Origin of the sequence: Trichloromonas sp., from assembly GCF_034006665.1 — a bacterium.
Lineage (GTDB): Bacteria > Desulfobacterota > Desulfuromonadia > Desulfuromonadales > Trichloromonadaceae > Trichloromonas.
Genome location: NZ_JAVESI010000003.1, coordinates 13,153 through 27,445, shown reverse-complemented (window position 1 = coordinate 27,445; position 14,293 = coordinate 13,153). Strand labels below are relative to the sequence as shown.

The 14,293-nt window shown below is 62.7% G+C and carries 7 protein-coding genes; all 7 read right to left on the bottom strand.

Translation table 11 applies throughout. The features are described from left to right. Positions 1-25: 25 nt before the first annotated feature. Positions 26-4,618 carry a cytochrome c3 family protein gene (locus RBR25_RS02155; RefSeq protein WP_432817883.1) on the bottom strand — a complete coding sequence of 1,531 codons (4,593 nt, stop codon included), beginning with the start codon at positions 4,616-4,618 and terminating at the stop codon, positions 26-28. A gap of 201 nt (positions 4,619-4,819) precedes the next feature. Continuing rightward, positions 4,820-5,044, bottom strand: a complete 225-nt coding sequence (locus tag RBR25_RS02150; protein ID WP_432817882.1) for a DUF2835 family protein — start codon at positions 5,042-5,044, stop codon at positions 4,820-4,822. Positions 5,045-5,046: 2 nt separating this feature from the next. Further along, positions 5,047-5,931 (bottom strand): SDR family oxidoreductase, encoded by an 885-nt coding sequence (locus RBR25_RS02145; protein ID WP_432817881.1) that lies wholly within the window; start codon positions 5,929-5,931, stop codon positions 5,047-5,049. Positions 5,932-5,948: 17 nt separating this feature from the next. Next, positions 5,949-8,594: an aminopeptidase N gene (gene pepN, locus RBR25_RS02140; RefSeq protein ID WP_432817880.1), complete on the bottom strand. Its 2,646-nt coding sequence runs from the start codon at positions 8,592-8,594 to the stop codon at positions 5,949-5,951. Positions 8,595-8,771: 177 nt separating this feature from the next. After that, positions 8,772-10,838 (bottom strand): elongation factor G, encoded by a 2,067-nt coding sequence (gene fusA / locus RBR25_RS02135; RefSeq protein WP_432817879.1) that lies wholly within the window; start codon positions 10,836-10,838, stop codon positions 8,772-8,774. Positions 10,839-10,915: 77 nt separating this feature from the next. Further along, positions 10,916-11,704: a GPMC system MBL fold metallohydrolase gene (locus tag RBR25_RS02130; protein ID WP_432817878.1), complete on the bottom strand. Its 789-nt coding sequence runs from the start codon at positions 11,702-11,704 to the stop codon at positions 10,916-10,918. Further along, the gene (locus RBR25_RS02125; protein ID WP_432817877.1) at positions 11,701-14,079 is read right to left on the bottom strand and encodes a methyl-accepting chemotaxis protein; all 2,379 of its coding nucleotides are present in this window, start codon (positions 14,077-14,079) and stop codon (positions 11,701-11,703) included. The genes RBR25_RS02130 and RBR25_RS02125 overlap by 4 nt, the downstream gene beginning before the upstream one ends. Positions 14,080-14,293: the final 214 nt, after the last annotated feature.

Here is a 14,293-nt window from a genome sequence, read left to right as displayed (position 1 = left end):
GTGACACGGTTTCTGGAACAACAACTCATTGCGCCCTCCAGTTGGCCAGATTATGCGGATTGACATGGCACTTGAGACAATCCGGGAACTTGTTATGCAGCCCCGCTTCATGGGGCTGGCCGTGGCAGTCCTCGCAGCGCATGGCCGAACCGTGCTCACCCTGGTGACAGGAGACACAATCGAGCTCCCGATGTTTGGCCGGGGAAGCGGCCAACATCTCGTTCACCTCGCCGTGGCAGGCGGCACAGTGGACCGACGGCAACCCCTCGGTAAAGTTCATCGCCGTCGGCGTGTGAGCTGGGTGACAAACCAGACAGTCGGCATTGGTCATCTCCGGACTGTGCGGCGCATGGCATTCGGCGCAGTCCTTTTTGCCGCCATGGGTAGGATGGCAGAGGGCGCAATCGACCTGAAGATGCTTGCTCGGCTTGGCCTGCATCGCCTGATCAACCTCACCGTGACAACTCAGGCAGGCAGCCCGGGTTTCCTGGGCCTGGCTGAAATCGAACTCCAGCGGCGCATGCGGAGCGTGGCAGTTGAGACAGTCGCCGACCAGGTAATGGCTGTTCGCCTCGGGATCGTGACAGGTCACGCATGCGGGCATCACCCCTTCGGTCTGGGGCGGATGGGCCTTGTGGCAGTCGACACAGGTCACCTCCGTCTTGTGCGCCATCCCCTTCTCATCGATGGTCTTGGCCACCTCACCGTGGCAAGAGGAACAATGGGCCGGATTGACTTCCCGGGCAAAGGCGATGTCCGTCGGTTTGTGTGGCGAATGGCAACGCAGGCAGTCGGCATAGGTCATCTCCGGTGTATGACCGGTATGACAACTCAGGCACTCCTTGAAATCGCCGTGCTTTTCATGACACTCCCGGCAATCCATCGCCGAATGGGCCGAGGGATTGAATTCCATAAAGCGCCCGACCTCGGCGTGACAGGAAACACAGACCGGCTTGACCTCTTTGCGGCTGTCGAGATTGAGCTCCAGGGGCGCATGGGGATCATGACAGGGTGTGCAGGGCTCGCTGGTGTAATGAAGCTTCTGCAGCCGGGGATGACAGGTACGGCAACTCAGGATCGTCTCCTGGCCATGGGGTTTATGGCTGGGGTGACAAGCGGCACAGGTCGTTTTCTCTTTGTGCGCTCCCCCCTTCTCGGCGATCTTGGCGGCCTCTTCGCCGTGACAGGAACCACAGAGCGCTCCCGACACTTCCTTGGGATAATTCAGGGCCGTCGGCTGGTGAGGCGTGTGGCAACGCAGACAATCGTCGTAACTCATGCCCGGTGCGTGCGGCTCATGACAACCGAGACAGGAAATATACTCGCCATGGACCTCATGACACTCGTTGCAGTCCATCTTGGTGTGGGCACTGGGCAAGGACTGGAGCTCCACATCGATAGCGGGATGGCAGGAAATACAGGCCGGCTTGACCGGTTCCACCGCCTTCAGGTCGATGGCCAGCGGGCTATGCGGCGGATGGCACTGGGCGCAGCCGCCAACATTGAAATGCGGATTGTCCGCGGGGACATGACAGGTAGCACAGGAAATGAGCGCGGCGACCCCCGCCTCGGGATGGCTGGCATGGCAGTTGGTGCAGCCGACCCCTGGATGGCGAGCATGGCAGTCGGCGCAGCTAATCTCCGTCTTATGGGCACCGCCCTGCCGGTCGAGATCCGTCACTTGGGAGGCATGACAGGCGCCGCAAAGAGCCGTGGAAGGATTGCCGGAGAAATCGACGATGGTCGGCTTGTGCGGCGCATGGCAGCGCAGACAATCCTCGTAAGTCATCTGCGGACTGTGCGGGCCGTGGCACTCGAAGCAGGACAGAGCCTCGCCATGTTTGGGATGACACTCGTTGCAGCCCATCTCCGAATGGACGCTGGGGAAGTCGATAGTCTCTTTGCCAGGGCCTTCGTGGCAGGAGACACAGGCTGGACGCACATCACGGATACGGCTGAGATCCTTGACTTCCGGCGCGTGGGGGTGATGGCACTTGACGCAGTCTTCGACGGCGAAGTGAGCCGACTCGGACGGCGCATGACAATCGGCGCAGGCCGGTACCGCCCCGTGCTCCTGATGGCAGCCGCCGCAACCGACGGCCTGATGCTTGCCGCCGGCCTTTGCGAGAAGCGCGGTCGGACCCTCGTGACAGGCGCCGCAGAGGTCGGCTTCGATCTTGGCATCAAAAGCCAGGGCGGAAGGGGCATGAGGAGGATGACACTTCTGGCAATCCTCCCGGGTCATCGACTCGGAATGCGGTTCGTGACATTCACGGCAATCAGGTAGATAGCCGTGTTCGGCATGACAATCGATGCAGGCCTGGCGGCTGTGAGCATCCCCCGTCTTGTCCATATCCGCTTTCGGTTGGGCATGGCAGGTGATACAGGCGGCGCCGACGTTGGCCATCTCCGCCAACGGTTTGGCCAGGGGCGAGTGCGGTCCGTGGCAGGACTGACAATCCTTCAGGGCAAAGTGAGGATTGTCCTCGGGGGCATGACATTCGGCACAGGCCAGCGGCTCGCTGTCCTTGACCGGTTTATGCCTGGGATGGCAGGAGGAGCAGCCGACCTTATCCAGATGCGCGCCGCCTTTGGCCTTCAGTTCCTCCACCACCGACGCATGGCAGGCGTCACACAGGTCGGGGGCAACCTGCTCCGGATAACGAATAGCCATGGGATTGTGGGGATCATGGCAGGCCTGACAGTCCTTTTCCCCCATCTTGTCGTCATGGGGAGGATGGCAACCAAGGCACTGCGGCGTGTCTTCGCCGTGGGTGAGGTGACACTTGGTGCAATCGAGGTTGTCGTGACGATTGGAAATCCCCTCAGTCACGGTGACGATCCCTTCGTGACAGCTGAGGCAGGCCTCCTTGACCGCGCCGGCCTTGACGAAATCGAGCTCCAGCGGGCGATGGCCGTGATGGCAGGACGCACAGTTGTTGAGCGCATAATGGGGCTTGTCGGCCGGGGCGTGGCAAGAGGCGCAATCGACCTGGGCCTTCTCCCCATTGGCCGGGTGCCGCAGGTGACATTCCTGGCACTCCACCTCCGACTGGTGCTTGCCGCCATGGCGCTTGAATTCGTCAATGACGCCGCCGTGGCAGGTAGCGCAGGCCGGCTCAGGATCCTTCATTTCCGACAGGGGCTTGGCCAGAGGCGCATGTGGGGCATGGCAGGAGGCGCAATCCTTAAGGGCGAAATGGGCCCGCTCCGTCGGCGCGTGACAATCGGCGCACGCCGGAATATCGCCGTGTTTGGCATGGCAGCCGGCGCAGCCGAGTTCCTTGTGCGCTCCCCCCTGCGTGATCAGTTCCGTCGTCGGGCCTTCATGACAGGCGCCGCAAAGCTCCGGAGCCACCGATTCATCATAAACCAGCCCGGCAGGCGCATGGGGCGAATGACAGGCCAGGCAATCCTTGGCGGTCATCGACTCGCTGTGCGGTTCGTGACATTCTAGGCAGGATTTGGCTTCGCCATGTTTGGTATGGCAATCACCGCACCCGCCGAGACTCTCCTTGTGCATGGCGCCGGAAGTCTCAAAGGTGGTGACCGTCTCTTCATGGCAGACGGCGCAGGAACTGGCGGGGACATTGGTACTGATCGCCGCCGCCTGCGGCGCATGGGGGGCATGACAACCGACGCACTCCTGGTTGCCCATGGTCGCCTTATGCGGTTTGTGACAATCAAGGCAGGCCATCGCCTCGCCGTGGCGGGGATGACAAGCGACGCATTCCATCAGGGAGTGAGCGCTGGGGGTCTTCTTCATCTCCTCACCCGGACCGGGATGACAGCTGACGCAGGCTTCGCGGGTATTCTTCATCTCGGCCAAGGGCTTGGCCAGCGGCATATGGGGATCGTGGCAGCCAGTGCAATTCTTGACTGCGAAATGTTTATTCTCCTTGGCCCCATGACAATCGGCGCAAGCCGGCGGTTGGCCCGTTTCGGGGGGATGATATTTGTGACATTCGGAACAGTTGCCCATGTCGCGATGGGCGCCGCCGTTTTTCTTCATGGCACTGACGATGGCGCCGTGGCAGCTGGCGCAGGCTTCCGGCGGCTGGGTCAGATCCATCTTGACCGACTTGGGGTCGTGGGCCGGATGGCAACCGAGGCAGTCCTTCTGGCCCATCTCCTGACTGTGCGGCTCATGACACCCGAGGCACTGGGGCATCTGGGAATGGATGACATGGCACTCGTTACAGTCCATTTCGGCATGGGGATTGGGGCCGGTCTTCGGCGGAATCGGATCGGCGTGGCAGCTGGCGCAGACTTCCCTGGACGACTTCAGGTGGGAGAAATCGACATCCAGCGGCTTGTGCGGGTCATGGCAGGAAGCACAGTCGGGCAGGGTGTAGTGCTGCGAGGCCGCGGGATCGTGACACTCGGCACAATCGCTATAGGGTTTGCGCCCCTCCAGGGGATGGCCGACATGGCAGCCGCGACAGCCGACCTCCTGGTGCGCACCCCCCCGCGCGGCCAGATCCTTGCCTTTGTCATCATGGCAATCGACGCAGTCCCGGGGGATTTCTCGAGGGTTCGCGGCTTGCGCCCAGATTCCCGAGCCGGTCAACAGCAAACCGGCAAAGAGGCAGGTTAAAACGGATTTCAACATCGGCATAGACTCCTCCCCTATTTCGTAGCTCAACACCCGGCGGCAACCACCCCTGTCGCCTGCCCGGCGCCTTTGTCCTTCTTGTTGTCGCCGCGCCTACGCACAGCATCGCGCGCAATAGAATGCCACACAAAAGAAAAAATTAACACTATTAAATACAGTATACAGTATACACGACCCAAGGACAGGTTTCTGGCGCAAACCCTCCTAGCCGCTTATGCGCCGCAGTTCCACCAGACGCAGATGGGCGTCGAAGCGGATCAGGAAACGGCCGTGCACCCCCTCCCGGGTCACGAAGGGACGCAGGCTCGCCGCCGGAAAACGCAGGCAGCTGCCGTCGTCGGCGGTCACCGCCACCATCGTCGCCCGGCCGCGATAGTAGCGCAGCAGCTCCTCGGGCCGCACATGCAACGTGAAGCGAGCCTGAGGCATGGTCAGCTCCCGGCGAGGCTCGCCGGCAACCCTTCGGCCAGAGTCGGATAACGCAGCTTGACCCCGAGGCGCTTGAGCATACGGGTATTGTCCATGCGCCGCGATTCGGTCAGGTAGGAAATCATCAGCGGCGTCATTACCCGCCTTGCCTCCTCCAGGGAAACCAGGGGTGGCCGAGGGAGACCGACCCGCTCGGCGACAGCCAGGAAATATTCGGTCATGGTGCTGGGATGACCATCGCTGACATTGAAAATTTCCCCCGCCTCCCCCTTCTCGGCGGCGGCAACACAGACTTGGGCCAGGTCGTCGGCGTGAATGCGGTTAGTCGTCGCCGACTCTTCCAGGCGCAACAGGGGATGACCGTCCGCGAGACGCGAAACGGGAATCCGGCCGGGGCCGTAAATGCCGGTAACCCGCAGAATGATCACGGCAACTCCCTGTTCCGCGCCCCAGAGCAGTAGGGTCTGTTCGGCATCAACGCGGCGCTTGGCCCGGGAGGTCTGGGGATTGACCGGGGTCTCCTCGCTGACCACCGCGCCGCCGCAATCGCCGTACACGCCGCTGGTGCTGATATAGACCAGCCGCCGCGGCGCACGCCCGCCGCTTGCAACGGCGCAGAAGTTGCGGACCTTGGGATCGGTGATGCCGCCGCCGGGAGGCGGCGCGAAGTAAAAGACCAGCGCCCCGGAGGTGGGCAAATCCCGCAGTTCCTCCAGGTCGTTGAGATCGGCAACCAGCGGTCGGATACCGGTCCCGGCGAGCATTGCCGCGCTCTCCTCGCCGAAGACCACCCCGGCGACCTTGCGCCCCGCAGCCGACAGCAAACGTCCAACCCGACGACCGATGTCGCCGCAGCCGATGATCAATGCGTCCTTATCATTCTCCATGAAAACCTTTTTCCGAGTCAGGCAAGACTCTTCGAGGCGATTTCGTAACAGTCCGGGGACAACCCCTCGGTCGCCAGAATCCGTTGCAACTCCATGCCCATCAACTCCTGACGCGGCGGGTCATAACGCCGCCAGCGGCTGAGGGCGCCGAGCAGGCGGGCCGCCACCTGGGGGTTGAAGGGATCAATGGCCAGCACCTGATCGGCGCAGAAGCGGTAGCCCTCCCCGCCGACGGCGTGAAAGCGCGCGGGATTCCCCTGACAGAAGGCACCGATAAGGGAGCGCACCTTATTGGGATTGCGGATATTGAAGGCCGGATCCGTCATCAGACGGCGCACCTCGTCCAAGGTCTGCGGGCGTCGGGAGGTCGCCTGCAGCAGGAACCATTTGTCCAGCACCAGGGGATCATCCGCCCATTGTTCGCGGAAACGCGCCAAGGCCTTGTCCCGACGCGGGCCATCGCTGTTGGCCAGACAGCCGAGGGCAGCCAGGACATCCGTCATATTGTCGGCGGTCTCGAACTGCTCCAGACACAGAAAGAGGGAGTCCGCATCCTCCCGGCTCATCAGGTAGGCAAGACAGAGGTTTTTCAAGCTACGCCGGCCGATGGCCGCCGGTTCCGGACGATAGGGGCCGGTCTCCCGGCAACGGCGATAGACCCGGAAGAAATCATCGGGCAGTGCTTCGGCCAGATGCCGACGCAGCCCCTCCCGCGCTTGATGAATGGCGGCGGGGTCGATGACCTCCAGCTGCTCACCAAGATAGGTCTCGGTGGGCAGAGTGAGGGCGAGGGCGAGAAGCGCCGGATCACTCTCCTGGTCATTCAATGTTTTATGAAAAGCCGCGATAAAGAGGGGGTCAAAAGCCTCCGTCCGGCCGTCGGAGATCGCCGCCACCTGCCCCAACAACACATCGCAGGCCAACTGCTGGCCGGCTTCCCAGCGGTTGAAAGGGTCACTGTCGTGGGCCATGCGCAGGGCCAGATCGGCCCGGGGCCAGTCGCCGCGCAGCCGCACCGGGGCGGAAAAGCCGCGCAGCAGCGACGGAACCGGCCGCTCCTTCAGGTCGACAAAACGGAAAATTTCGCATTCGCGCCGCACATCGAGCACCCGCGTCCCGGCTCCAACCGCAGCCGCCTCTCCGGCCAGGCGCAGGGAGAGGTCACGGCCGTCGGGACCGAGCAGACCGAGTGCCAAGGGGATGTGAAACGGCTCTTTCAGCGGCTGTCCCAGCGTCGCCGGGCAGCTCTGCCGCACTTGCAGTTCGAAGGTCTTGCTCGCGGCATCGTAAGCGGTTTCGATCTGCAATTCGGGAGTTCCAGCTTGGCTGTACCAGCGGGCGAATTGGGAAAGATCGATCCCGCCCGCCTCGGCCATGGCCCGCAGAAAATCGTCGGTGGTCGCCGCCTGCCCGTCATGGCGCTCCAGATAGAGACGCAAACCCTGGCGAAAGCGTTCGGGACCGAGCAGGGTGTGATACATGCGGATGACCTCGGCCCCCTTGTTGTAGACCGTGGCGGTGTAGAAGTTGTTGATCTCCACATAGGATTCGGGGCGCACCGGATGGGCCATGGGCCCGGCATCCTCGGGGAACTGGCTGTTGCGCAGCAGGCGCACGTCCTCGATGCGCTTGACCGCCGCCGAGCCCATGTCCGCCGAAAACTGCTGGTCGCGAAAGACCGTCAACCCCTCCTTGAGGCTGAGCTGGAACCAGTCCCGGCAGGTGACCCGGTTGCCGGTCCAGTTGTGGAAATATTCGTGGCCGATGACCCCCTCGATCCCTTGGTAGTCGGCGTCGGTGGCGGTCTCCGGGCGGGCCAGCACGTACTTGGAGTTGAAGATGTTGAGTCCTTTGTTCTCCATCGCCCCCATGTTGAAATCGTCCACCGCCACGATCATGTAGACATCCAGATCGTATTCCAGACCGAAAACCTGCTCGTCCCAGGCCATGGCCTTCTTCAGGGAGGCCATGGCGTGCTCGCACTTGCTCCGGTTGCGTGCCTCGACATAGAGGCGCAGGGCGACCTCGCGCCCGGAGGCGGTCGTAAAACGGTCGGCGATCTCGACCAAATCCCCCGCCACCAGAGCGAAGAGATAGCTGGGCTTGGGGAAGGGATCGTCCCAGCGGGCGAAATGGCGCCCCCCCGCAAGCTCCCCCTTCTCGACGAGATTGCCGTTGGACAAAAGGACCGGATAGCGCCCGCGATCAGCAACAAGGGTGGTGGTATAGCGGGCGAGCACATCGGGACGGTCGGGAAACCAGGTGATTTTGCGGAAACCCTCGGGTTCACATTGGGTGCAGAAGTTGCCGCTGGAGGTGTAGAGGCCTTCGAGGGAAGCGTTGTCCTGGGGACGGATGGCGGTTTCGATCTGCAGGGTGAAGGTTTCGGGGACCGCCGGAATCGTCAGGGTTTCTTCGGCGATCCGATAGTCGCTTTCGCCAAGCTCCCGGCCGTCGAGACGCAGGCCGAGCAGTTCCAGATCGCGACCGTAGAGGGTGAGAACCGGTGCCGCAACGGCAGCAGGATTACGCCGCAGATTCAGCGTGGCGGTAACCAGAGTGCGGGCATCATCGAGATCGAAACGCAGATCAACGGTATCAACCAGGCAAGTCGACGGCGCATAGTCCTTGAGCCGCACTTCCCGGGGGCGCGAGTGAGACATAAAACTCCTTCTCTTCTGGGCAAACGGAGCCGCCGCCAGGCGCTACAGCAGGCGCCGTCAGGGCATTTCATATTAAAAGCTCATGAACGGAGGGCAAATATAACAACTTTTTATCAGGCTGACCACGGAAACTTTCGTTCCGCCGCACCCCGCAAAAACGCCATGGCAACCGAAGCGTCACTGCAATCCGAAACGTCTCAGCACCTCAGGGGGGGCATCGTCATGATGGGAGAATTCCATGGTGAAGGTTCCCCGTCCCTTGGTGGCGCCGCGCAGTTCCGTCATGTAGCCGAACATCTCTACCAGCGGCACGCGGGCGCGGATCACCTCCAGTTCCCCCCGGCTCTCGATGCCGTCGATGCGCCCGCGCTTCTGTTGCAGAGAACCGAGCACCTTGCCGGCGTAATCGCCGGGAGCCAGAAGTTCGATAGCCATAACCGGCTCAAGAAGCAGCGGCCGCCCCTCCCGGGCGGCCAAGGCCAGGCCCCGCTGGATGGCGGCACGCAGCCCCGGCTCGGTGGTCAGACCCGGTACGAAGGGGGCCTCGACCAGCTCGACACGCAGATCAGTGAGGGGATAGCCGACCACCAGCCCCGCCGCACAGGCCGCTTCCAAGCCCTGCCGGGCCGCTGCGCGCAACTCCGGTGGCAGCATGCAGCCCTCCTCGGGGGGAAGGACAATCCGTAGTCCCTCCCCCCGGGACAGGGGGGTTAAGCGCAGCAAGACCTCGCCGTCCTGTACCTTCCCTTCCACTTCCCGGTGAAAGTGTTCGCGCCATTCCACCTCCCGCCCCAAGGTTTCACGGTAGACCACCTGCGGCCGGCCGGTCTTGACCTCGACCCCGAAATCACGCGCCAGGCGGGTGGTCAGCACCTCCAGGTGCAGTTCCCCCATGCCGACGAGAATGGTCTGCCCGGTCTCCTGGTCCTCCCGCACCCGGAAAGTGGGATCCTCCCATTGCAGCTTCTCCAGGGCCGGCGGCAGCTTGTCCCGATCGTCCACCCCCTTCGGCTCCACCGCCAGGGAGACCACCGGCTCGGGGCAAGTCAAACCGGCCAGCAGCAGGGGATGCTCGACGGCGCAGAGGGTGTCGCCGGTGAGCACACTTTTGAGCCCGGCAGCGGCGACGATGTCCCCGGCCCCCGCCTCGTCGAGGCGCTCCCGACGGTGGGCGTGCATGCGAAAGAGCCGGGCAACCTTCTCGTGACAGCCCCGGGTGCTGTTCCAGACCGCATCCCCGGCCCGGAGTCGCCCTGAATAGATACGCAGGTAGGTCAGTTTGCGTCCTTCATCGGCGAGCACCTTGAAGGCCAGAGCACAGAAGGGACCGGCAGCGGCGCTGGGCAAAAACTCTTCCTGCTCCGGGTGGAGCGGATGCCGAGCGAGCACTGGCGGCAGGTCGAGGGGCGAGGGCAGGAAAGCACCGACGGCGTCAAGCAGCGGCTGAATCCCTTTGTTACGCAGCGCCGAGCCGAGAAGAACGGGATAAATCCGGCATTCCAGGGTGCCCCGGCGCAGCGCTGCGCGTAATTGAGAGGGATCGATCTCCCGGCCGTCGAGAAAATCGGCGAGAATGCCGTCGTCGAAATCGGCCGCCGCCTCGACAAGAGCCTCCCGGGCCGCCCGGACTTCTTCCCGCAGATCCTCGGGAATCGTTTCGGCATGCACCGTACTCCCCAGATCGGTCTCGTCAAAACGCAGCAGCCGCTCGTCAAGCAGATCGATCACCCCGGCGAAAGCCCCTTCGCACCCCAGGGGCAGTTGCAGCAGGACGGGGCGGGCGCCGAGCCGCTCCTGCATCTGTTCCAGAACCGCCCGGTAATTGGCGCCGATGCGATCAAGCTTGTTGATCAGGCAGATGCGAGGCACCCGGTAACGATCCGCCTGACGCCAGACCGATTCACTCTGCGGCTGCACCCCCTCGACGGCACTGAAGATGGCCACCGCGCCGTCGAGCGCCCGCAGGGAGCGCTCCACTTCAATGGTGAAGTCGATATGCCCGGGGGTGTCGATGAGATTGATCCACAGCTCCCGCCAGCGGCAGCTGGTGCTGGTGGCGGTGATGGTGATCCCCCGTTCCTGTTCCTGGTCCATCCAGTCCATGGTCGCCGAGCCGTCATGGACTTCGCCCATGCGGTGGATCTCGCCGCAGTAGAAGAGAATCCGCTCGGAAACGGTGGTCTTGCCGGCGTCGATATGGGAAATGATGCCGATGTTGCGTACCGTGCGTTGCTCCAGATCCATGATCTCACCCCAAGGAACTATAATGAATTTAGGTGATTATACCTATTGACCGGGGCACGGCAAGAGAAAAGGGGGATTCAGGGCGCGGGCAGGAAAAAGCGCAGGCTCTGGCCATCGTAGGCCAGCTCGGTACCGGGGGGGAGAAGCGAAGCGTGGCGGCTGTAATCGACGTCGTGGCTGAGATGGGTGAGGATGGTACGTCCCGGGCCGAGCCTTTCGGCCACGGCCAAGGCCTGGGAGATACTCAGGTGGCTGAGGTGGGGACGAAAACGCAGGCCGTCGATGATCAGGATATCGATCCCGGCGAGCAGCTCCATGGTCGCCTCGGGGACGAAGCTGCAGTCGGTGAGGTAAGCAAAGGGGCCGATGCGGTAACCGAGGGAGCGCCCCGGACCGTGGATCAACTGCAGAGGCAGGATCGGCAGACCGAAGAGGGAAAAACCGGCGCTGATTTCCCGGGCGCTCAGGCGGGGACGATAGCCGGGTTCATCGCCGCTGTCGAAGATGTAAGCAAAGGTGCGCCGCAGTACGGCGAGATCCTCGGCGCAGGCATAGATGGGAATACCCGCCCCCGAAGCCAGGTTAAAGGGACGCAGATCATCGATGCCGTTGACATGATCGGCGTGGGTGTGGGTGAAGAGCACCGCATCGATATGGGTGATGCCTTCGCGCAGCGCCTGCTGGCGGAGATCGGTGGAGGTGTCGATGAGGATGTTGCGGCCGGCGGCGCTGACCAGAATGCTGCAGCGGGTGCGCTGGTTACGCGGCTCCCGGGAACGGCAGACCGGGCAGGTGCAGGCCGGCACCGGCACACCGGTACTGGTGCCGGACCCAAGAATAGTCACGGTGACGGCGCGTTCGCTCATGCCTTGAACGCGCCGACCTCTTCGTCAAGAGCGTCGGTCTGCCTGGTCAGGCTTTCCACTACCTGATTGAGCTCCGCCGCGCGCAGGGCGTTGTTTTCGCCGACATCGCGCAGACGGGCGACCGCTTCCAGAACCTGGCGAACACGGTTGGTCTGCTCGCGGGTTGCCTCGTCGATGCGCTCGATCATCAGACTGATATTTTCCATGCTGGTATTGATCTGCCGGCTCCCCTTGGCCTGCTCGGAAGCACTGAGCTTGCCGTGGGAAGCAATGGAACGCATCGATTCGGCGGCATGGGCCAACTGCTGGGCCCCCGCCGTCTGCTGCTTGATGGCCGAGGAGATCTGCCCGAGCATCGAGGCGATCTGATTGATCGAGCCGGTGATCTGCTGACTGCCACGCGCCTGCTCCTGGGTGGCGCGAACGATGCTGCGCACCTGATCCGTCGCCTTGAGGGTACTGTTGCGGATCTTTTCCAGGGCCTCGCCCGCCACCCGGGACCGGGACACCTCCTGATGAACCCTTTCGCTGCTGGCATCCATCGCCTTCACCGCTTCCTTTACCCCGCTCTGGAGATTACCGATGATGCCAGCGATTTCCCGGGTCGAAACGGCGGTACGCTCGGCCAGTTCGCGGATTTCGTCGGCAACCACCGCAAAGCCCTTGCCGTGCTCGCCGGCCTGGGCGGCGATGATCGCGGCATTGAGAGCCAGAAGGCTGGTTTGATCGGCGACATCATCGATGACGTTGAGGATCTTGCCGATAGCGCTGGACTGGTGCCCGAGGTCGCGGATCACCAGACTCGCGCCGTCCACCATTTCGCGAATGGCGCCGATCCCCTGGATGGTGGTATCCACCGCCTCCTTGCCCATCTGCGAATCGGTGGCCGCTTCCTCGGAGAGACGGCTGGTCATTTCCGCATTCTCCTCGATCTCCTTGATGGCGGCATCCATTTCGGTGATGGAGGAAGCGGTCACTTCCGTGGAGGCAGAGAGGATCTCCACATTCTCCATGATCTGCTGGCTCGACACCGACATCTCGTTGATGGAACTGGAAACCTCGTCCACCGTGGCAAAGAGGTTTTCCATCTGCTCGGCGATCTCCTCGATGGTCGAGCCGAGTTCCAGCGTCGCCGAGGAACTCTCCTCCACCGCCGTGACCAGGCTTCCGGTGCTCTCGGCGATGCCGCCCAGGGTCTGCTCGATCCCTTGGATCGCCGCATGGCATTCCTCGATGGAGCGGGAGGAGTGGTTCACCCCCTCGTTGACCTGCCCGGCCGATGAGCGGATGCGCTGGGCGGCCCCGCCCAGGTCGGCGCGGACCACCTGAATGCGCCGCACCATCTCCTGCAACCGGCCGAGGAACTGGTTGAAATTGACCGCCAGGGCGCCGACCTCATCCTTTGCGGCAACTTCCAGGCGGCTGGTCAGGTCTCCCGCCCCCTCGGCCATTCCCCTGAGGCTGCCGACCACCGCCGAAAGAGGACGAACGATGCTGCGGGAAATGCCGATACCGACCACCAGAGCCAAGGCGCCGACCCCGAGGAGAATACCGAGGAAGAGGTTGCGGGTCTGCTGCCGAGTCGCCACCAGTTCCGAACGATCGAGGGCCAGAATCAGGCCCTCCCCCTCTTCGTTGAGGGGGAACGAATGGATGCTGTAGGACGTCTCCCCGAAAGTCGCCAGCCAGCTTTCGCGCCCCTGATAATCCTCGGCGTGCAGCTCGCGCAACGCGTCGAGGGAGGTTCTGATCATGCCGGAACGGCTGTAAAAGGCCAGGTCCGAACCGGCGATCCCCTTGATTTTCTTGGCGTAGTCATCGTCGAGAAAGACCGCGCCGAGGAGATAGCCGATCGGCTTGTTGTGGAAAGTTATGGGGGAAATGGTAACGATGGCGGGATAGCCGGCAATCTGGTCGATGCCCTTGGCGCCGCGGTTGGCCAACGCCGACTGGACCACGGCATGATCCTTGAGCGGCTCGATATCGAGCCCTTTGTGATGTTCATGGACGCTGCTGCGCAGCAGGTCGCCTTCGGCACTGAGAACCTGCAACAGGTCGAAATGGAAAACTTTCTGGGCATCTTCGATGATCGTGCCGATATCGAGCATCTCCTCAGGGGAACTGGCGAAGTAGATGGAATTGACCAGGTCCGCGGTCTGGCTGGTGAGCCGTACATAGTTACCGGCTTCATTCTCCGAATAGTCGATGGTGTTGCGGACAAAGCCCGCCAGCTCGTCAGCCCGCTGCTCAAGGTTTCTCTCAAACTGGCGGGAAACCGAGTTCAGGAGGATGAGCAGGGCAATCATCATCGACACCACGGAAAGGCCGATCAGGGCGAAGAGGATTTTCCAGCGCAGGCTCGTCGAAGTGAACATCGCGACACTCTCTCTTGTCTTTGGTAGCGGAAGAACGGGACTGGCAGCGGCCCGGCATGTCCTTCCCCAGGGATAGTCAGATCCGCCATTTCCCTCAAAATAGCACTTTTCAAGAGCCACGGGCAACGGCTAATCCCGGTCGGGAAGGGGGGATTGTTTCGAAGCGACCGGGGCTTATCCGAAGGCACACAACCGAAACGGTTCCGTCAAAAAA

Bases quoted from the DNA above. Each gene is read 5' to 3' on its own strand.
- RBR25_RS02125 (WP_432817877.1), bottom strand. From the start codon at position 14,079: ATGTTCACTTCGACGAGCCTGCGCTGGAAAATCCTCTTCGCCCTGATC.
- pepN (WP_432817880.1), bottom strand. From the start codon at position 8,594: ATGTCTCACTCGCGCCCCCGGGAAGTGCGGCTCAAGGACTATGCGCCG.
- RBR25_RS02130 (WP_432817878.1), bottom strand. From the start codon at position 11,704: ATGAGCGAACGCGCCGTCACCGTGACTATTCTTGGGTCCGGCACCAGT.
- RBR25_RS02155 (WP_432817883.1), bottom strand. From the start codon at position 4,618: ATGCCGATGTTGAAATCCGTTTTAACCTGCCTCTTTGCCGGTTTGCTG.
- RBR25_RS02150 (WP_432817882.1), bottom strand. From the start codon at position 5,044: ATGCCTCAGGCTCGCTTCACGTTGCATGTGCGGCCCGAGGAGCTGCTG.
- RBR25_RS02145 (WP_432817881.1), bottom strand. From the start codon at position 5,931: ATGGAGAATGATAAGGACGCATTGATCATCGGCTGCGGCGACATCGGT.
- fusA (WP_432817879.1), bottom strand. From the start codon at position 10,838: ATGGATCTGGAGCAACGCACGGTACGCAACATCGGCATCATTTCCCAT.